Raw genomic sequence first — 17,897 nt, forward strand, 5'->3', positions numbered from 1 at the left:
ACTACGAGACATTTCTCCTAAGTGGCAGCCTCGTGAAGGACAGGTGAGGGAACCACCAGTTGCGTTCGCCGAGCACCTCCATCGCGGCCGGCACCAGGATCAGCCGCACCACGGTGGCGTCGACCAGCACCCCGGCGGCCAATCCGATGCCCATGATCTGCAGCGCGCGGTCGTCGAACGTGCCGAAGGCGGCGAACACACAGAACATGATCGCGGCGGCGGCGGTGATGACCCGCGCCGTCCCCGCGACCCCCGCCGCGACGGCGGCGCTGTTGCCCAGCCCGCCCAGATACTCCTCCCGGATGCGGGAGAGCAGGAACACCTCGTAGTCCATCGACAGCCCGAACGTGATGACGAACAGCATCATCGGCACCCAGGCGTCGACCGGGCCGCCGGTGCCGCGCCCCAGCAGGTCCCACTGGAAGACCGCGACGATCACCCCGTACGCCGCCCCGATGGACAGCAGGTTGACCACGATCGCCTTCAACGGCAGCACCACGCTCCTGAACACGCCCAGCAGCAGCACGTACGAGGCCAGCAACACCGCCCCGACCATCCACGGCAACCGCCCGGCGGCGAAGCCGGCGAAGTCCGCGGCGGCCGCGGTGGAGCCGGTGACCAGCACCGGCGCGGGCAACTCGGCACGCAGGCGGTGGATCAGCGCGGTGGTGGCCTCGTCCTGCGGCCCGGTGGCGGGCACCACGAGCGCGGCCCCCTCCCCCAGCGCCACGGCATCGGCCACACCCGGCGTCCGGCGCGCCCGCTCGACCGCCTCGCCGATCGCCTCCGCGTGCTCCCGGCCCGCCGCCAACACCAGCGGCGCCTCCGCGCCGGGCCCGAAGCCGCGGGCCAGGAGGTCTCCGGCGCGCCGCGTGGTGTCGCTGACCGGCCGGTTGCTCGCGTCGGACCAGCCCGCGCGCAGGTCCAGCGCGGGCAGCGCGAGCACGACGAGCAGCCCCGCCGCCAGCAGTCCCGCCGTCCACGGCCGGCGCCGCACGATCCCGCTCCACCGCGCCGACAGCGGCTCCCGTCCGGTACGGCGCGGCAGCGACAGCCTGTCGATACGGGTGCCGGCCATCCGCAGGAGGGCGGGCAGCAGGGTGAGCGCGGCGAGCATCACCATGAGCACGCCGCATCCGGCGGCCAGCGCGATGCCGCCGCCGAGCGACGGCCCGAGGAACAGGATGCCCGCGCCGGTGACGATCACCGTGACGCCGGCGAACAGCACGGACCGGCCGGCCGTCCGCATCGCCTGGCCGATCGCCGCGTCCACGCCGAGCCCTTCTTCCAGCCCGGTGCGGAAGCGGGTGACGATGAGCAGCGCGTAGTCGATGCCGACGCCCAGGCCGAGCATGATGGTCAGGAAGACGGCGAAGCCGGGCGTGTCGACGACGTTGCTCAGCAGGGTGAGGAGGGCGACGCCGCAGGTCACCCCGATGACGCCGATGGCGATGGGGAGCGCGGCGGCCAGCAGCGACCGGAAGGCCAGCAGCAGGATCACCGCCGCCGCCAGCAGCCCGACGCCCTCCGTCACTCCCCCGGGCGTGAAGTCCGCGAAGTCCTCGCCCGCCAGCTCGACGGCCACGCCGGGAGCGGCGAATCCGTCCCGCAGGCTCTTCAGCTCCAGCGCGGTGCCGGCGTCCAGGTAGCTGATCGGGATGGTGCCGATCGTGCCGTCCGGTGAAACCTGCCCGTAGGGAGCGCCGGTGGAAGCCCGTTCACCTGCCTGGCCGGCCTGTACGCCGGCGACGGCGTTCATGCGGGCGACCAGCTCGCTCACCCTCGCGCGGACGGCGGGGTCGCGCACGCCGGAGGAGGCGGACACCACGAGCCTGCCCGACGGCTCCGGCCGGGCGTCGCCGAGCAGGTCGGCGGCCCGCTGGCTCTCCGAGCCGGGCAGCGAGAAGTCATCGGAGGAGGGGCCGGGCCGGGCGACGGCTCCCGCCACGAGAGCGGCGGCGAGCACCAGCCAGAGCATCAGGACGAGGCGCCGGTGACGAACACAGAAAAGGATCATGCGGCGAACGCTAGGAACCGCCACCACCCCCGGTCGTCCACCCACCACGGACACCGCGCTACACCGGACGCGGCATCCGCCAGGGTCGCCGGGCAGAGGCCGGACGCGGCATCCGCGAGGTCGCCGGGCAGGGGCCGGGCGCGGCAGGTACGCCTGCCGCCCGGTCAGGCGCTGTGGCCGGGCCGGACCAGGCCGCTCTCGTAGGCGAGGACGACGAGCTGGGCTCTGTCGTGTGCGGCGAGCTTGGCCATCATGCGGTTGACGTGCGTCTTGACGGTGGCGGGGCTCATGAAGAGCTCCTCGGCGATCTGGGTGTTCGTCAGGCCGTGCGCGACCCTGGCCAGGACCTCACGCTCGCGGGCGGTCAGCGGCGCCAGCAGATGGGCGCTCCCGCTCGCCGGGCGGGCGGCGAACTCCTCGATGAGCCGCCGGGTGACGCCGGGCGACAGCAGCGCGTCGCCTCTGGCCGCCACCCGCACGGCGTGCCGGATCTCGGCGGGCTCGGCGTCCTTGACCAGGAAACCGCTGGCCCCGGATCGGAGCGCCTCGTAGACGTACTCGTCCAGGTCGAAGGTGGTGACCACGACGACCCGGGCACCGGTGGGGACGATCTCGCGGGTGGCCTCCAGGCCGTCGAGCCCCGGCATCCGGATGTCCATCAGCACCACCGCGGGCCGCAGCCGGGCGACCTCCCGTACCGCCTCCCGCCCGTCGGCGGCCTCGCCGATGACGGTGAGGTCGTCCTCGGTGTCCAGCAGGGCCCGCAGCCCGGCCCTGACCAGCGGCTGGTCGTCGGCGAGCAGAACAGTGATCACGCGGGCTCCCCAGCGGTGAGCGGGTTCGGCATCACGCGGGCAGCCAGGCGTCGACGCGGAAGCCGCCGGTGGGGCCGTCGCCCGTGGTGAGGCGGCCGCCGGCGGCGGCGACGCGTTCGGCCATGCCGGTGAGTCCGTGACCCCTCGGGGCCCGGCTGCCGGCGCCGTCGTCGTCCACCCGGACCGTCACAGCCGCTTCGTCGTAGGTGAGCGTCACCGTGGCGTGGGTGGCGGCGGCGTGCCTCATGGTGTTGGTCAACGCCTCCTGTACGACCCGGTAGACGGCCAGGTCGACGGCGGGTGGGAGGGGGCGTGGCGAGCCCGAGACCGCCAGGTCCACCGGCAGCCCGGCGGTCTCGGCCAGGGCCGGGAGCTGGGCGGTGCCGGGCGGCGGCCGGCGGGAGCCGGGGCGCAGGACGCCGAGGACGCCCTTCATCTCGGCCAGCGCCTGGCGGCTGGAGGCGCGGATCACCTGGAGGGCGGCGCTCGCCTCGGGCGGCCCGCCGGCCCGTTCCACCGCCTCGGCGGCGACGGCGGCGTGCAAGGCGATCACCGACACGGTGTGCGAGGTGACGTCGTGCAACTCCCTGGCCACCCGCAGCCGTTCCTCCTGCGCCCGGCGCAGGGCCTCCTCCTCGCGGGTGCGCTCGGCCTCGGCGGCGCGCCGCTCCACCTCGGCGACGTAGGCGCGGCGGGCCCGGGACACCTCGGCGGGCTGGGCGACGACCAGGACGAGCAGCGCCCAGATGACCACGCCGACGACCCGGTCCAGGCCGGGATGCGCCGCCGTCGCGATCGCCGGCACCGCGACCAGGAGCGCGGCGCCCGTCCAGCCCGCCGACCGGCGGCCCGCGGCGATGGCGGCGAACATCGCGACCAGCGCTGGGACGGGCCAGAAGGCGTAGGCGTAGCCGAGGGCGAAGCAGGCGCCGGCCGCCGCCATCGTGACGACCAGCGCCACCACCGGCCTGCCGGGCAGCCACGCCAGCCCGGCGGCGGTCGCGACCAGCAGCGCGTAGCCGAGCACGTCGAGCGGCCTGCTGTCCGGCTGGTTGCCGTAGGCCATGACCGTCGAGGACAGCACCACCACGGCCAAGCCACCCACCAGCGCGACCGTCCGCACCCCGGCCGCCTTCGAACCCCCTGACCCCAAGCCGAGCCACCGCGCGCCGGCCGCCCGCAGGCCGACCCGCCGCACGCTTTTCCGCACACCGGCCCACCACATTCTCCGCGCGCCGGCCCGCCCCGCACCCGCCCGCGCACCGGCCCACTTCACACCCGCACAGTAGTGCGCGCCCCTGCCGCCGCGCGATACCGCCGTGGCGGTACATCGGGTACGGCGAGCGCGGCACGGCCGAGCCGCCGGTCGTCCTAGGGGCTGTGGATCTTCCGTAGCACGTCCTCCGGGATGCCCGCCTTGACCAGGCTCTCCCAGCTCTCGAACCGTTCGGCGATCATCGACTCCACGAGGGGGCGCAGCAGCGCGTGGTCGGTGCCGCCGTGCAGGAGCTCGCTGAGGATGCGGCCGCGGTCGGCGAAGGGCAGTGCGGCGCCGTCCAGCGTGACGGCGTGCGCGATGAGGCCCAGCAGCCGGCCGTTGCGCGGCGTGTTCGGCGCGGTGACGGCGGCGATCGTGTCCAGGTAGAGCGCGACGCGCTCACCGGCGGCGCCGGGCTCGCGGGTGAGCAGGTCGTGCACGAGGCGGGCGCCGCTGGCCACCTCGCCCGAAGGGCGCAGCACGAGGGGAAGCTCCGCCTCGTCCCCGAGCAGGTCGGCGAGCAGGTCGGTGTCGACGTCGAGCAGGTAGGGGCGTTCGGCCAGGGCCCTGGTGCGGTGGCGCAACAGCGTGGCCTGGCGGCGCGGCCGGTGGTCGAACCACCAGCTCAGGCCCGCCGGTTCGGGCGCCTGTCCGGCTCGGCCCAGCAGGATGTCCCGTTCGCCGCCCTCTGACACCCGGTGCGCCGGCAGGGCGGCGAGCAGGCCGGCCCAGCCGTCGTCGCCGAGCTGGCTGCGCCACAGGTGCGCGTAGGAGGTCCAGCGGGCCAGGGGGTCGCGGTCGCGCAGCAGCTCCGAGACGCGCACCGGCTCGGTGGACGCGGCCACGCGGAGCAGGGTGAGGTTCGCCGAGTAGGCGGCCAGCCGGCGCGTCACCGGGTGGCGGACCGGCTCGAAGCCGGTGAAGGAGCGCCGCCGCCGCTCGTGCAGCGACTCGCGCAGCAGCGTGCCGAGCAGGTCGCCGGCCCGATCGCGCAGTTCGGCGGGCAGGGCGGCCATGAGCTCGACGGCGAAGCCGACCATCGGCCCGCGCTCGGCCAGGCAGGAGAACGAGATCACGGCGTGCAGCAGGTCGTCGTCGATGTCCTGGGCGGGGGCGGCGGTCAGCTCGCTGTCGACCAGCTCGTGCCTGCGGACGAGTTCCCGCACCGCGTGGACGGCCAGCCAGCCGACGAGGAACTCGCCGAAGGTGACGTGCAGGAACTCGTAGCAGCGCACCCGGCCGGTGGGCGGCCCGGTCTCCGTCCGGTGCACGAAGAAGAAGCGCCGGGTGGCCCGCCGCGCCCAGTTGACGGTGCCGTGGTCGACGGTGCCGTGGTCGGTGCCGTCGTTGACGGCGACGTCCGCGCCGCCGCGCGCCTGCCCGCACAACGCGGCCAGGTCCCGGTCGAGCACGGCCTCGGTGGCGACCGCCCGGCCGCGCGCGAACATCGACAACGCCACCGCCCCGAGCTGCACCAGCTCCCGGTCCACCAGCGCGCGCAGGCGGGCGGGCGGCAGGCCGGCCGCGTCGGCGTCCTTGGCCACCTCGCGCTGGGCGAAGTCCCTGATCAGCGACTCGTAGAGCTGGGCCCGGCCGATGTGCGGCCCGTCTCGCCGTACCGTGTTGCCGGTGGCGTCGTAGAGGGCGAGCAGGAGCAGGAGCAACGGCTGGGTGGCGAGCTCGCCCTGGGCGAGCGCCACGTCGGCGGTCAGCGGGGTCCGGTCGTGCCTGGCCAGTACGGCGCGGTTGGTCTGGTCCCAGATGTCCAGCCAGCGCCGCACCTGGTCCTCGTCGAACGGCCGCAGTTGCAGGGCGAGCACGCCTTCGGGGAACCCGACCTGGTCGGCCACGACGGTCCGGCCGGTGACGATCACGGCGACGGGCCGTCCCGCGCGGTACTGCGTGAGCTGGAACCGCTGGATCTGCTCCAGATAGTCGTACCTGCTGGCGTGCGCGGCCTGGATCAGCTCGTCGAAACCGTCGAGCATGACCACGGGCAGCGCCCCTTCTCCCGTGCCCACCAGGTCCTCGAAGCGCGCCTCCTCGCCCAGCAGGTGGCGTAAACCCTGGTCGATCTGTGATGAGACGGCGGAGTCCGCCGCCACGTCGCCCAGTTCGACCCTGATCGGCAGGAACTCCGATCCGGCCAGCCGCGCGGCCAGCACCTCGGTCAGCTTGGTCTTGCCCGAGCCGGGCTCGCCGAGCACGACGAGGGGCGCCTGGGTGGCGCGGAGCGAGGTGAGGTGCCCGATCAGGAACGCCTCGGCATCGGGCAGTTCGCGCTGGTCGGCCCACCAGCTCTTGGCGGCGGGCAGCCGCACCGACGCCTCGCGCGTCATCTCCGCGACCCGGCAGCGGGGGCTGATGTAGCCCTCGCCGAGCAGCGGCAGCGTGACGTCCTCGGGCGCCGTCCCGCCGGCCATCAGCGGCAGGTCCAGGGCGGTGGCGGCGAGCCGCACCAGGTGGATCATCGGCCGGTCGCCGACCCTGGGCGGGGCCAGCTCGGCCAGCAGCCGCGCCACCCTGGACAGGCCGGTGCCCAGCGGTTGCGGCTCGGTGACGAGGCTCCACATGCCGAACTCGGGGCTGTCCGCACCGAGCAGCCGGTAGTCCTCGTCGTAGATCCGCAACGCCTGGGTGGCCGGCCCGTCGTCCAGCAGGATGGGCAGGCGGGTGCGGTCGCCGACGGACATCTCCCCCCACACCGGCAGCTCCCGGGCATACGTGGTCAGGGCCTGCGACATCCGCTCGTAGAACCGCCGCACGGCCTGCCGGGTCTCGGCGTAGGGGCGGTGCGGCTCGGGCATCGGCAGCGGCTCCAGCAGCAGGCTCTCCACCAGGGCCGCGAACTTCTCCGCCGGGCCGCTGCCGGGATGGCGGACGTGGTCGAGCCGGTCCAGTTCGACGGGCAGCCTGGCGTCGCCGAGCGCCTCGAAGTACGCCGACACGACGAGCACGGCGTGCGTGGCGGCCAGCCGCCGGGTGCGGGTGAACCTGTTGCCGCCCCTCCGACGCCGGCCGAGGCGACGTACCACGTCCTCGGTGTAGCCGACGATGTCGCTCCGCAGGTCGAGCAGGCCCGTCGCCGGCCGCGCGACGCCGGCCGTGGCCCAGCCGGTCCGCGCCACGGTCGAGGCGAACTCGGTGAGCTCGACCAGCCTGCTCTGCTCACAGCCGAGGATCTCCAGGGCGTCGGCGTAGCTCAGGATGTCCGTCATAGGCGTCTCCAGGAGGTACGGGTGGGTCCATCATGACGCCGTTCCCACCGCTTTTGGAGCGTTCTCGGCTAGTACGGGTGATCAGCCGTTCCGTTAAGGTATGGCTTCGAGTCAGGCACGGGGAGGTGGACGATCATGACGCACGCCTCCGCGGGCGAGGACCTGATCCTCTCGGTGGTGGTGGGGTCGCGCGCCTACGGGCTCGACACCGCCTCATCCGACACCGACCGGCGGGGCGTGTTCGTGGCGCCGACCGAGGCCTTCTGGCGCCTGGACAAGCCGGCCACGCACCGCGACGGACCGCTGCCCGAGCAGTTCTCCTGGGAGGTCGAACGGCTGTGCCGGCTGGCCCTGGACGCGAACCCGACGGTGCTGGAGTGCCTGTGGTCGCCGATCGTGGAGGTGTGCACCCCGGAAGGGCAGCGGCTGCGTGACCTGCGGGGCGCGTTCCTGTCAGCGCGCGCCCACCGGACGTTCACCGGATACGCCGACGCGCAGTTCCGGCGGCTGGACCCGGCCGCGCCGAAGTGGAAGCAGGCCATGCACCTGATCAGGCTGCTGCTCAGCGGCCTGCACCTGGTACGCCACGGCGACCTGCTGCTCCAGGTGGGCCCGTACCGCGAGCGCCTGCTGGCCGTCCGGCGGGGCGAGGTGCCGTGGGAGCGGGTGACCGCCTGGCGGGCCGAACTGACCGCCGAGCTGGCCGGCGCGGAGTCCGTACTGCCTGAGCGGCCGGACGTCCGCGCGGTGGAGGAGTTCCTGATCGACGTGCGCAGGGAGCATCTGTGAGACTGCCCGACTGGCTGCCGGAGATCCCCGGCGAGCAGCCGCATCCGCTCGCGTTCGCGACGGTGAGCGGCGCCCACCTGTACGGCTTCCCGTCCGCGGACTCCGACGTGGACCTGCGCGGCGTGCACGTGCTGCCGGTCGAGCAGGTCGTCGGCCTGACCGTCGGGCCGCAGACGCTCGACAGGACGTGGACCCGTGACGGGGTGGAGGTGGACCTGGTCACGCACGACCTGGCCAAGTTCTGCCGGCTGCTGCTGGGCCGCAACGGTTACGTCCTGGAGCAGCTGCTGTCACCGCTGGTCGTGGCGTCGTCGCCGGTGCACGAGGAGCTGGTGGCGCTGGCCCCCGGCTGCCTGACCCGTCACCACGCCCACCACTACCTGGGGTTCGCGCGCACGCAGTGGCGGCTGTACGGCAGGACGGGCGAGCTCAAGCCGCTGCTCTACACCTTCCGGGTGCTGGCCACCGGCCTCCACCTGATGCGAACCGGCGCGCTCGAAGCCGACCTGACCAGGCTGTACGCGTACGGTCCCGGGTATCTGCCGGAGCTGGTGGCCGCCAAGCGGGAGGCCGAGCACGGGGCCGCCCCACCGGTCCCCGACGCGGCCGGGGACGTGGCGCGGCTGACGGCGGAGCTGGAGGCGGCGAGGGACGCCTCGCCTCTTCCCGAGACGGGCAGCGCCCACCAGGCCGTACACGACCTGGTCGTGCGGACCCGCCTGGCGGGCGGCACCATGACTCAGCCGGCCGCAGGATCGGCCGTGGGTTCGATCGAGGGAATCAGCTCCGTTGACCGAGATCAGCCGTTCGAGGCTGATCGACCTTGTTGACGATGGTGTCATCGGGGTCGAGCCGTCGCCCATCTGCGGAGCGGACCTCCAGCACGCGCAGGGGCCGCCCGCACTGGCGGTCGATCAGCTCCGAATGCGGCTCACCGGGCGCGAAGAAGTGGCCTTCGCCCCATTGTCGCAGCGCCACGATGACGGGGAAGAGGTCGTTGCCCTTCGGCGTCAGCACGTACTCGTGGTAAGAACTGCCGTCGGCAGCCGGGACGACGTCGAGGATGCCGCCGGCGACCAAGGCGCGCAGACGCGTGGTGAGGATGTTCTTGGCGACGCCGAGGCTGCGTTGGAACTCTCCGAAGCGGCGGCTGCCGTCGAACGCGTCCCGCACGATCAACAAGGACCACCAGTCGCCGATCGCGTCGACTGATCGCGCGACGGGACAGTCACTGTCATTGAGACGCGTCCGCTTCACCATGTCACCCTCCACCCTTACATCGGTTGCAACATGCTACCAGAATGGCTTACCGTCCAACTGGTAGCAAGATGAAACCATTCTCTGGGAGGACGCCTGGTGGCCGGCAACGACGAGACCACGAAACCGCGGACCGCGGGCACGCAGGAGAGGATTCCCAGCCGCGCGCTGCCCAGAGGCGTCACCCTGCTCTTCGCCATCGCCTGTGGGACCGCGGTGGCCAACGTCTACTTCGCGCAGCCCCTCCTGGTGACGCTGGGCCGTGACTTCGCGATCAGCCCGGCGGCACTCGGTGCCGTCGTCACCCTCACCCAACTGGGTTACGGGCTGGGACTCTTCTTCCTCGTGCCGCTGGGCGACCTGCTCGACCGCAGGCGGCTGATCGTGGTGCAGCTGCTCTTGCTGGCAGCGGCGCTGATGGTGGTCGGCACCGCCACCGTCGCGGCACTCCTGCTCGCGGGCATGGCCGCCGTAGGACTCCTCGCGGTGGTGACCCAGACGCTGGTGGCCTTCGCCGCTTCGCTCGCCCCACCGGCGCGACGCGGACGCGTCGTGGGCCTCGCGACCAGCGGCGTGGTCACCGGCATCCTGCTCGCCCGCACCGTATCCGGCATCCTGGCCGACGTCGCCGGCTGGCGCTCCGTCTACCTCACCTCGGCGGCCCTCACCTGCGCGCTCGCCCTGGCCCTGCACCATGCCCTGCCGCCCCGCGACACCGCCGCACCGTCCATGCACTACGGACAGCTCCTGCGCTCCACGCTCACCCTGTTCGCACAGGAGCGCCTCCTTCGGCTCCGCGCCCTGCTCGCCCTGCTCATCTTCGCCGCCTTCAGCACCCTGTGGAGCTGCATCGCGCTGCCGCTGAGCGCGCCTCCGCTGTCTCTGTCCCACACGGCGATCGGCGCCTTCGGCCTGCTGGGAGCCGCGGGCGCCCTGGCCGCGACCGCAGCCGGGCGCCTGAACGACCGCGGGCTCTCCCAGTGGACCACCGGCATCGGCCTGGCCCTGCTCGTCGCCTCGTGGCTGCCCCTGGCCTTCGCCCGGCAGTCGCTCTGGGCACTGGCGCTCGGCGTGATCGTCCTCGACCTCGCCGTGCAGGCGGTCCACGTCACCAACCAGAGCCTGATCTACGCGCTTCGCCCGGACGCGGGCAGCCGGCTGATCGGCGGCTACATGGTCTTCTACTCGCTCGGCAGCGCCTTCGGAGCCATCGCCTCGACCGCCCTCTATGCCGTGGGCGGCTGGAGTGCCGTGTGCGCACTGGGGGCCGCGATCAGCTGCCTCGCGCTCCTGGTCCTCAACCGGATCCGGAAGTGAGCACCGTTGAGAAAACCTCAGGGGATTCGCCGAGTCGGCGATCCCGAAAATGTCCGATCCCGTCCATTACCGCCCCACGGACGCGACCGGTTCACCTGGCATCGGCACGATAGGGTGAGCGTATGAATTTGAATGATTATCAGCAGGCGGCACTTCTGACCGCAGCCCCCAAGAGCAAGCACAACGAGCTGTTTCATCTGCTCCTCGGACTCGTCGGCGAGACAGGGGAGATTGCCGAAAAGGCCAAGAAGGTCGTTCGCGATCACGATAGCGACTTCTCTCAGTGGGACGTAGAAGACCTCAAGAAAGAACTTGGCGACTCGCTTTGGTATATCGCCGTGATCGCCGATTACTTTGATGTCGAACTTGAGGAAGTCGCCCAACTCAATATTGCCAAGCTCGCCGACCGGCAGCGACGAGGAGTGATCGGCGGCAGTGGCGACGGTCGCTGACATGGCGACGTCGTCGCCCCGGCTCAGCACGTGTGCGGCACCCAGCGCGCCCTGGTATGCCCCATCATGACCGGAATGGACACTCGTTTCCTCGGTATCGCTGAGCTGGTCGAAACCCCGTCCGTGGCGGTCGTGGTCGACGTCATGCGTGCTTTCACCGTGGCCGCCTGGGCCTTCGCCCAGGGTGCGGAGAAGATCGTTCTCGCTGAGTCGCTGGACGAAGCCCTGGCGCTCAAGGCCCGCCACCCGGATTGGGTGGCGGTCAAGGACGGTCCGCCCGCGCCCGGGTTCGACGCCGTCAACTCGCCGGGCCTGCTGCGGTCCATCGACCTCGGCGGACGGACCGTTGTGCAGAAGACCACGGCAGGGACGGTCGGCGCCCTTGCGGTCAAGGAGGCGTCGCTGGTGCTGTGCGCCGGCTTCGTGGTGGCGGAGGCGACGGCTCGGCTCTTGCGGACGCGCGAGGGTGACGGTGTCACGTTCGTGGTCACCGGCGAAGACGGGCAGGCCGATGAGGATCTGGCGTGTGCTCAGTACATCGCTCGCCGGGTCGCCGAGGCTGGGACGGATGCCGCCGAGTTCCTCCGCCGCGCCGCCGAGTCACGCGCCGCCGCCGAGCTGGCGGAGGGGGTGCGCCAAGGAGTCCATCCTGATGACGTCGCACTCTGTCTCGAGGTCGACCGGTTCCCCTTCGCCATGGTGGCGAGCTCGGAAGGCTCGCTCATGGTCCTGCGTCCGCGCGTGACGCCGTGACTCAGCCGGCCGCGGGATCGGCCGACAGCACCAGCCGCACCGCGAACAACCGGTAGCCGGCGCGTTCGAACGCCCTGGCCATCGGCAGGTTGGTGGCGTCGGTGTCGGCGGCGATCCGCTGCGCGCCCCGCTCGGCGTGGCAGCGGGTGATCTCGCCGAGCAGGTCGTCGACGTAGCCGTGGCCGCGCTGCTCGGGCAGCACGCCCAGATAGCCGACGACGGGCCCGGCGTTGTTGGCGGACGGCAGGGCGAAGCCCGCCAGGTCGCCGGCCGGGGTGTGGGCCAGCCGCCACCAGGACCTGTCTCCCGGCATGCTCAGGTAGTCGGCGAGGTCCTCGCGGGCCTGCGTCTCGGCGTCCTTGGTGAGCAGGGCCAGGCGGGTGTGATGGTCGAGGCTGCCTTCGGCGACCCGGCGGAACACCTCGACGAACGCCTCGTCGTCGGGCTCCGCCGTGAACGTCAGCCTGCCTGACGGCTCGGGCACCGGCGCGGCCGGCGTCCACGCGTACCGCAGGCGTTCGAGCTCGTCGGTCAGCCCGGCGCGGCGGCCCGCTTCCCACCGCCACGCGACGGCGTCGGCGACGGCGGGGTTGTCGCGCCAGCCGGTCGGCACGAACACGTGGTAGGCGGGGGCGTCGCCGAAGGCGGCGTGGCCGTGCCGCAGCAGCTCGGCGGCCAGCGTCACGCGGTCCTCGACCGAGGGGTGAACGTACAGGCAGTCCAGGGCGAGCGGCCGGTCGCCGTCGGGGAAGCCCCACCAGACGGCGCGGGCCAGGATCTCGCCGTCCTGCTCGGCGATCCAGACGCGCTCGTGGCGGTAGTGGCCGTCGGCCAGGAAGGAACACAACCGGTCGGGGTTCGCCCAGCTGACGGGCTCGTCGACGGTGCAGCGGAGCAGGCGGTCGAGGTCAGCCTCGACCGTGGAGCGGAACAGCACGATTCCTCCAGAAGGACGCGGGAAGCGTCCGTAGACCACGGGACATCGCAGCGCCTCCTTTCCCTCGACTTTTCAGGGCCCCGCCGACTTTAACCCAAAGTGACGGGAGTTCCGACAGGATAAGAACGTGGGCACCTACAACGACATGCTTCCCCTCCAGCCGCCGCTCCGGCTGCCGCCGGACGACGAGCTGGCCGACGCCGTCCGCGCCACCCCTCTGGCGGCCGAGATCCTGCGCCGCGAGGAGGCGGGCGACCCTCGGGCGAACGCCGAGATGGCCGCCGCGCTGCGCGACGGACCGGCCGAGCTGACCCTGCGGACCTGGTCGGAGGTCTGCCGCGCGCTGCTCGCCCCGGAGGAGGCGCTGCTGCTGGAGGTGGTCCGCCTGTTCCTCGGCAGCGAACCCACCGAGGACGACTCCCCCGACGTGCTCGCCAGCCTCGGCCTGGTGGAGGCCAAGGGCCCGTACGAGCTGACGCCGCTCGGCCGGTGGATCGGCAGGCAGGTGCTCGCGGAGGCGGCGGGGCAGGAGGTGCCCGTCATGGGCTCGCTGGCGGGGCAGGACGCCGCCGCGCTGCTGCACGGCCTGCGCTCCTACCCGCAGGCCGAGCGTGAGGAGGAGCTGGCGGGCTGGCTGGAGGGCCGGGAGCCCGCGCAGGCGGCGGCCGAGATCGCGGCGGCGCTGGGCAAGGCGAGCCCGCTGGGCCGGGCGGTCGGGGTCGAGCTGCTGGCCTCGCGGTTCGGCGAGGACGGCGCCAAGGCGCTCGACGGGCTGCTGGACGAGCCCAGGGTGGGGGCCGTGATCGCCGCCCGGCTGGGCCGCGAGGGCCACGACCCGGCGCCGGAGGACATCGCCTGGGTGCTGGTGGACATGGCGGCGGCGCTGCTGGAGTTCGGCGGCGAGACGAGCGAGGTCATCGAGTCGCTCGCCGACGGCAAGGACCCGGAGGAGCAGGCGCGCACCATCGCGCTGCTCGCGCTGGGCGACCATCCCGGCACCGAGCTGGTGCTCAGGGTGTTCATCGACCACCATCCCGACAGCCGCGTCTCGGCCGCCGCCCGTAAGGCGCTGCGCCGCCTGCACGGCCTGGCCGACGCGCGCCGGTAGAGTCTGGCGCGATGACGAAGCACACGATCACCCGGCAGACCAGCACCATCCTCGGCGACGGCTACGCCTGCGCCTGCGGCACGCGGCTGGTGCATCGCATGGCCGCCGAGCTGCACGCGGCCGAGCAGCAGTTGTGCTCGGCCTGCCTCGGCACGGTCGAGGAGGAGGTGGTCCCCGGGGTGACGCGCGAGTGCACGGCCTGCGCCGGCACCGGCCGCCGCCGTGAGCAGATGATCTGGCAGCTCGCGCACGCCGAGGCCGAGCAGGTGATCACGATGGCCGTCGTGCGCGGCGTGGTGGCGGACTTCGACGGGCCGTTCCACCTGTCGGAGATCGCCGACACGGTCCGGGACGGCCTCGGCCTGCCCGGCGGGCGGCTGCCGGTCGGCCCCCGAGTGCGCGACCTGCTGCTGCGGATGCAGGAGAACGGCGAGATCACGATGCTGTCGGCGCCGGACGAGCTGCTCGACACCACCGCGAACGTGGTGCTCTACCGCGACCCGCAGTGGCAGCGCACCACCACCCTGGGGCTCTGACCGGTCAGGCGCGGCAGAGGATCTCGCCGTGCAGGATCGACAGCCAGCCGTCGCCCGCCCCGGCCCACTCCAGCCATCCCCGTGAGATGCGCCGCAGGTCCTCCTCGGTGGCGGCGCCGGTGGCCAGAGCCTGGTCCGCCATGGCGGAGGCGAGGATGCGCTCCGCCCACATGCCGCCCCACCAGGCCCGGTCTTCGGGGGTGGCGAAGCACCAGGTGGACGAGGTGGCGGTGACCTCGTCGAAACCGGCGGCGCAGGCCCACGACAGCAGCCGCCGCCCGGCGTCCGGCTCGCCGCCGTTGCCTCGCGCCAGCCGCTGGTAGAGCGTCATCCACTCCTCCAGCTCGGGCAGCGCCGGGTGCCAGGCGAACGCGGCGTAGTCGCTGTCACGCACCGCGACCAGCCCGCCCGGCCTGGTCACCCGCCGCATCTCGCGCAGAGCCCGTACGGGGTCGCCGACGTGCTGCAGCACCTGGTGGGCGTGCACGACGTCGAAGGAATCGTCGGGAAAGTCCAGGTGGTGCACGTCCGCGACGGCGAAGTCGACGTTGCCCACGCCGGCGGACTCCACCTCGGCCCTGGCGAGCGCCAGCGCCTGCTCGCTCACCTCTGACGCCGTGACCCGCGCCACCCGCCGCGCCAGGTCGGCGGTGATGGTGCCCGGCCCGCTGCCCACGTCGAGCAGGCTCATCCCCGGCTGGAGGTGCGGCAGCAGGTAGGCGGCCGAGTTGGCGGCGGTGCGCCACCGGTGCGAGCGCAGCACCGACTCATGGTGGCCATGGGTGTAGACGGCGTCCATCGAGACTCCCTCATGTCGTACGGGTACCGGCACGCTAACACCGTCTCGCCATTCAAGAAATATCGTCTCACCATGAGAGACATGTGAGAGGCCGGAATATCGGGTAGCAGGAGGGCTCCAGCGACAGCGACGAATGGAGGCACATCATGGCCAGGACCGTGGCAGATGTGATGACCGCCCACCCCGCGACCATCGAGGGCGACCAGCCGGTGAAGGTGGCCGCCGCGCTCATGCGCGACAACGACACCGGCGCGATCCTCGTCAACGACAACGGCCGCCTGCAGGGCATCGTGACCGACCGCGACATCGCGGTGCGGTGCGTCGCCGACGACAAGGGCCCCGACACGCCGGTACGGGAGGCGTGCTCGGCCAGCGTCGAGGCCGTCGGCCCCGACACCAGCATCGACCAGGCCGTCAAGCTGATGCGCACCCACCACGTGCGCCGTCTCCCCGTCGTGGAGGACGGCCGCCCGGTGGGCATCCTCAGCCTGGGCGACCTGGCCATGGAGCGCGACCCGAACTCGGCGCTCGCCGACATCTCCGCCGCGGAGGGCAACCGTTAGGCTGGCCGCATGGTCACGGTCGACGATGTACGACGGCTCGCGGCGACCTTTCCCCGCTCGTCGGAGCACCTGATCCGGGACCGGGTCAAGTTCCGCGTGGGCGCCATCGTCTACCTCGCGTTCTCCCGCGACGAGACGCTGATGGGCTTCGCCTTCCCGAAGGAGGAGCGGGCCGCGCTGGTCGCCGCCGAGCCGGACACGTTCCTGCTGCCGCCGGAGTCAGACCTGCGCTTCAACTGGGTGCAGGCGCGGCTGGCCGCCCTGGACCCGGAGGAGATGCGCGAGCTGGTCGTGGAGGCCTGGCGGATGGTGGTGCCGAAGAAGGTCTACGCCGCCTACCTGGCCGCATCCCGGTAGGGTGATCAGGCATCCGAGCCCGGAGCGACCACATGCACTTCCAGCATTCCAGCGACATCTGGCGGGACTTCCCCGGCCTGGCGGCCGGCGCGCTGCTCGCCGACGGCATCACCGGCGACGCGCCCGCCGGCTCCCGGATCGCCGGCCATCACGCGACCGCGAGGTCCCGGCTGGCCGGCGGGCCGGAGTCGGAGCTGCCGGAGATCCGGGCCTGGCGGCGGACCTTCGCCGCGATGGGCCTCAAGCCCACGCAGTACCGCTGCGCCTCCGAATCGCTGCTCCGGCGCTTCAAGAAGGACGGGACGCTGCCCCGGATCCATCCGCTGATCGACGTCTGCAACGCGATCTCGCTGGCGTTCGCGATCCCGGTGGCCGTGTTCGACCTGTCGGAGGTCACCGGTTTCCTGGAGGTCCGGCGCGCCTCGGGCGAGGAGGAGCATCTCACCTTCGCCGGGCAGATCGAGCATCCGGAGCCCCGCGAGGTGATCTTCGCCGACGCCGCCGGGCGAGCGCACGCCCGGCGCTGGTCCAACCGGCAGAGCGGCCTGTCGGCCGTGCGCGACACGACGAGCTCGGTCCTGATCGTCGCCGAGGCGCTGCACGCCACGGCCGCCGACGACGTCCGCGCCCTGCTGGCCACTCTCACCGACGATCTGAAGGCCCTCTGGGGCGCCGCCCCGGAGACCGCGCTGCTGAGCCCGCGCTCCCCGCGCCTGGAGTGGTGAGGCACGCCGCCGGCTTCGCGTTCAGGAGACGCTGCGGTAAAGCCCCTTGGCCAGGGTGGTGATCCGGCGCACCGAGCTGCTCCAGGTGCTGCCCGCGGGGTGGGTGGTCAGCAGCGCCATGACGTACCGCTCGTCCTTGCCCACCAGCCCGGTCGTGTAGAGGACGGGCCGTCCGAGGTCGGGGATCCCCGAACCGGCGGATCGCAGCGCGATCGTGGAGATCGACGCGCCCGAGGCGCGGGCGTCGCACTTGACCGGCGGCACGGTGCCGAACCCGGACCAGCCCTGCTTGACGGCGCGCGGCGCGGGCACCGCCTGGGGGATGCCGAAGGTCTGGTCGAAGCCGTCGCTGCCGCACGGGGTGGCCTTGCGCAGGTGGCCGAGGATGGTGTCGCGGACGCGCGGCTCGGCGGTGTCCAGCAGGTAGCGGTAGGTGCGGACGATGTCGTGGGCGCTCAGTGACGCGTAGCCCCAGAACCCCGGGTGGGTGGCGGGCGGCGGCGCGGTGTCGGACAGGCGCAGCTTGCGGGCCGTCCTGGTGACGATCGCGCCCTTGCCGCCCCGGTTCCAGAACGCCGTCGCGGCGGCGTCGTCGCTCTCCCGCAGCATGACCCTGAGCAGCCGGGCGTCGGCGGCCGAGAGCGCGGCACGCTTGTCCAGGAAGTCGATCGCGATCAAGATCTTGATCACCGAGGCGGAGCGGAACCTGCGGTGCGCGTGCTTGGTCGCCACGAGCTTGCGGGCCTTGCGGTCATAGACGAGCCACGAAGCAGTGGTGCCGGCGGGCACCCGGGGCGGCTCGGCCGTACGAGAGGCGTCGGCGGAAGGCGCGCTCAACGGGGACGCGCTGGTCGTCGCGGACGCTGGGCCCGCTGAGGGGCCCGCGACGCAGCCTGCTGCGAGGGGTACGGCTGCCGCCACGGCGGCCCACGGCTTCATTCGCATCCGACATACCTATCAGAGTCTTGACGCACCACAGAAACAGTACTAAACACA

18 protein-coding genes are annotated in these 17,897 nt (G+C 72.5%); 10 read left to right on the top strand and 8 right to left on the bottom strand.

Going from position 1 to position 17,897, the window contains the following annotated elements; translation table 11 throughout:
• Position 1: 1 nt before the first annotated feature.
• The 4 genes from ACIBQX_RS01890 to ACIBQX_RS01905 all read right to left on the bottom strand — a co-directional run bounded on the left by ACIBQX_RS01890 (position 2) and on the right by ACIBQX_RS01905 (position 7,308).
• Entirely contained in the window at positions 2-2,017 is a 2,016-nt protein-coding gene (locus ACIBQX_RS01890; RefSeq protein WP_396999534.1) for an MMPL family transporter, read from the bottom strand.
• A gap of 164 nt (positions 2,018-2,181) precedes the next feature.
• On the bottom strand, positions 2,182-2,832 hold the full coding sequence (locus ACIBQX_RS01895; protein ID WP_396999536.1) for a response regulator: 651 nt from the start codon (positions 2,830-2,832) through the stop codon (positions 2,182-2,184).
• A gap of 31 nt (positions 2,833-2,863) precedes the next feature.
• Entirely contained in the window at positions 2,864-4,042 is a 1,179-nt protein-coding gene (locus ACIBQX_RS01900) for a sensor histidine kinase (RefSeq protein WP_396999538.1), read from the bottom strand.
• 161 nt (positions 4,043-4,203) lie between these two features.
• A complete protein-coding gene (locus tag ACIBQX_RS01905; protein ID WP_396999540.1) occupies positions 4,204-7,308 on the bottom strand; it encodes an NACHT domain-containing protein in 3,105 nt (1,034 codons plus the stop codon).
• A 135-nt stretch (positions 7,309-7,443) separates the two neighbouring features.
• Between ACIBQX_RS01905 and ACIBQX_RS01910 the strand changes: the two genes are divergently transcribed.
• Positions 7,444-8,097, top strand: coding sequence for a DNA polymerase beta superfamily protein (locus tag ACIBQX_RS01910; protein WP_396999542.1), 654 nt, complete (start codon positions 7,444-7,446; stop codon positions 8,095-8,097).
• Positions 8,094-8,927, top strand: coding sequence for a DNA polymerase beta superfamily protein (locus ACIBQX_RS01915; RefSeq protein WP_396999544.1), 834 nt, complete (start codon positions 8,094-8,096; stop codon positions 8,925-8,927). Before ACIBQX_RS01910 ends, ACIBQX_RS01915 begins: the two co-directional genes overlap by 4 nt.
• Here the strand turns inward: ACIBQX_RS01915 and ACIBQX_RS01920 are convergent.
• The gene (locus ACIBQX_RS01920) at positions 8,878-9,357 is read right to left on the bottom strand and encodes a winged helix-turn-helix transcriptional regulator (RefSeq protein WP_396999546.1); all 480 of its coding nucleotides are present in this window, start codon (positions 9,355-9,357) and stop codon (positions 8,878-8,880) included. The two genes, ACIBQX_RS01915 and ACIBQX_RS01920, sit on opposite strands and share 50 nt — an antisense overlap.
• 96 nt (positions 9,358-9,453) lie before the next feature.
• On the opposite strand from ACIBQX_RS01920, the gene ACIBQX_RS01925 reads away from it, so the two are divergent.
• The 3 genes from ACIBQX_RS01925 to ACIBQX_RS01935 all read left to right on the top strand — a co-directional run bounded on the left by ACIBQX_RS01925 (position 9,454) and on the right by ACIBQX_RS01935 (position 11,876).
• Positions 9,454-10,671: an MFS transporter gene (locus tag ACIBQX_RS01925; protein WP_396999548.1), complete on the top strand. Its 1,218-nt coding sequence runs from the start codon at positions 9,454-9,456 to the stop codon at positions 10,669-10,671.
• 122 nt (positions 10,672-10,793) lie between these two features.
• A complete protein-coding gene (locus tag ACIBQX_RS01930; protein ID WP_396999550.1) occupies positions 10,794-11,123 on the top strand; it encodes a nucleoside triphosphate pyrophosphohydrolase family protein in 330 nt (109 codons plus the stop codon).
• A gap of 75 nt (positions 11,124-11,198) precedes the next feature.
• The gene (locus tag ACIBQX_RS01935; protein WP_396999552.1) at positions 11,199-11,876 is read left to right on the top strand and encodes a 2-phosphosulfolactate phosphatase; all 678 of its coding nucleotides are present in this window, start codon (positions 11,199-11,201) and stop codon (positions 11,874-11,876) included.
• Between the two features lies 1 nt (position 11,877).
• Here ACIBQX_RS01935 and ACIBQX_RS01940 read toward each other — a convergent pair whose 3' ends face one another.
• Entirely contained in the window at positions 11,878-12,813 is a 936-nt protein-coding gene (locus ACIBQX_RS01940) for a GNAT family N-acetyltransferase (RefSeq protein ID WP_396999554.1), read from the bottom strand.
• A 127-nt stretch (positions 12,814-12,940) separates the two neighbouring features.
• Here ACIBQX_RS01940 and ACIBQX_RS01945 point away from each other — a divergent pair, with 127 nt between their 5' ends.
• Positions 12,941-13,921: a hypothetical protein gene (locus ACIBQX_RS01945; protein WP_396999556.1), complete on the top strand. Its 981-nt coding sequence runs from the start codon at positions 12,941-12,943 to the stop codon at positions 13,919-13,921.
• An 11-nt stretch (positions 13,922-13,932) separates the two neighbouring features.
• Positions 13,933-14,457, top strand: a complete 525-nt coding sequence (locus ACIBQX_RS01950; RefSeq protein ID WP_396999558.1) for a hypothetical protein — start codon at positions 13,933-13,935, stop codon at positions 14,455-14,457.
• 4 nt (positions 14,458-14,461) lie between these two features.
• On the opposite strand, the gene ACIBQX_RS01955 is transcribed toward ACIBQX_RS01950, so the two are convergent.
• Positions 14,462-15,256 (bottom strand): class I SAM-dependent methyltransferase, encoded by a 795-nt coding sequence (locus tag ACIBQX_RS01955; protein WP_396999560.1) that lies wholly within the window; start codon positions 15,254-15,256, stop codon positions 14,462-14,464.
• Between the two features lie 146 nt (positions 15,257-15,402).
• On the opposite strand from ACIBQX_RS01955, the gene ACIBQX_RS01960 reads away from it, so the two are divergent.
• The 3 genes from ACIBQX_RS01960 to ACIBQX_RS01970 are packed head-to-tail and all read left to right on the top strand — an operon-like array spanning position 15,403 to position 16,901.
• Positions 15,403-15,819: a CBS domain-containing protein gene (locus ACIBQX_RS01960; RefSeq protein ID WP_396999562.1), complete on the top strand. Its 417-nt coding sequence runs from the start codon at positions 15,403-15,405 to the stop codon at positions 15,817-15,819.
• Positions 15,820-15,828: 9 nt separating this feature from the next.
• Positions 15,829-16,176: an MmcQ/YjbR family DNA-binding protein gene (locus ACIBQX_RS01965; RefSeq protein ID WP_396999564.1), complete on the top strand. Its 348-nt coding sequence runs from the start codon at positions 15,829-15,831 to the stop codon at positions 16,174-16,176.
• A 32-nt stretch (positions 16,177-16,208) separates the two neighbouring features.
• The gene (locus tag ACIBQX_RS01970) at positions 16,209-16,901 is read left to right on the top strand and encodes a B3/4 domain-containing protein (RefSeq protein WP_396999566.1); all 693 of its coding nucleotides are present in this window, start codon (positions 16,209-16,211) and stop codon (positions 16,899-16,901) included.
• Positions 16,902-16,922: 21 nt separating this feature from the next.
• On the opposite strand, the gene ACIBQX_RS01975 is transcribed toward ACIBQX_RS01970, so the two are convergent.
• Positions 16,923-17,738 (bottom strand): hypothetical protein, encoded by an 816-nt coding sequence (locus tag ACIBQX_RS01975; protein WP_396999568.1) that lies wholly within the window; start codon positions 17,736-17,738, stop codon positions 16,923-16,925.
• Positions 17,739-17,897 lie beyond the last annotated feature (159 nt).

The organism is Nonomuraea sp. NPDC049714 (assembly GCF_044465295.1).
Lineage (GTDB): Bacteria > Actinomycetota > Actinomycetes > Streptosporangiales > Streptosporangiaceae > Nonomuraea.

Excerpts from the sequence above, each read along its gene's own strand:
- ACIBQX_RS01890 (WP_396999534.1), bottom strand. The coding sequence starts at position 2,017 with ATGATCCTTTTCTGTGTTCGTCACCGGCGCCTCGTCCTGATGCTCTGG.
- ACIBQX_RS01905 (WP_396999540.1), bottom strand. The coding sequence starts at position 7,308 with ATGACGGACATCCTGAGCTACGCCGACGCCCTGGAGATCCTCGGCTGT.
- ACIBQX_RS01910 (WP_396999542.1), top strand. The coding sequence starts at position 7,444 with ATGACGCACGCCTCCGCGGGCGAGGACCTGATCCTCTCGGTGGTGGTG.
- ACIBQX_RS01920 (WP_396999546.1), bottom strand. The coding sequence starts at position 9,357 with ATGGTGAAGCGGACGCGTCTCAATGACAGTGACTGTCCCGTCGCGCGA.
- ACIBQX_RS01930 (WP_396999550.1), top strand. The coding sequence starts at position 10,794 with ATGAATTTGAATGATTATCAGCAGGCGGCACTTCTGACCGCAGCCCCC.
- ACIBQX_RS01935 (WP_396999552.1), top strand. The coding sequence starts at position 11,199 with ATGGACACTCGTTTCCTCGGTATCGCTGAGCTGGTCGAAACCCCGTCC.
- ACIBQX_RS01950 (WP_396999558.1), top strand. The coding sequence starts at position 13,933 with ATGACGAAGCACACGATCACCCGGCAGACCAGCACCATCCTCGGCGAC.
- ACIBQX_RS01955 (WP_396999560.1), bottom strand. The coding sequence starts at position 15,256 with ATGGACGCCGTCTACACCCATGGCCACCATGAGTCGGTGCTGCGCTCG.
- ACIBQX_RS01960 (WP_396999562.1), top strand. The coding sequence starts at position 15,403 with ATGGCCAGGACCGTGGCAGATGTGATGACCGCCCACCCCGCGACCATC.
- ACIBQX_RS01965 (WP_396999564.1), top strand. The coding sequence starts at position 15,829 with ATGGTCACGGTCGACGATGTACGACGGCTCGCGGCGACCTTTCCCCGC.
- ACIBQX_RS01970 (WP_396999566.1), top strand. The coding sequence starts at position 16,209 with ATGCACTTCCAGCATTCCAGCGACATCTGGCGGGACTTCCCCGGCCTG.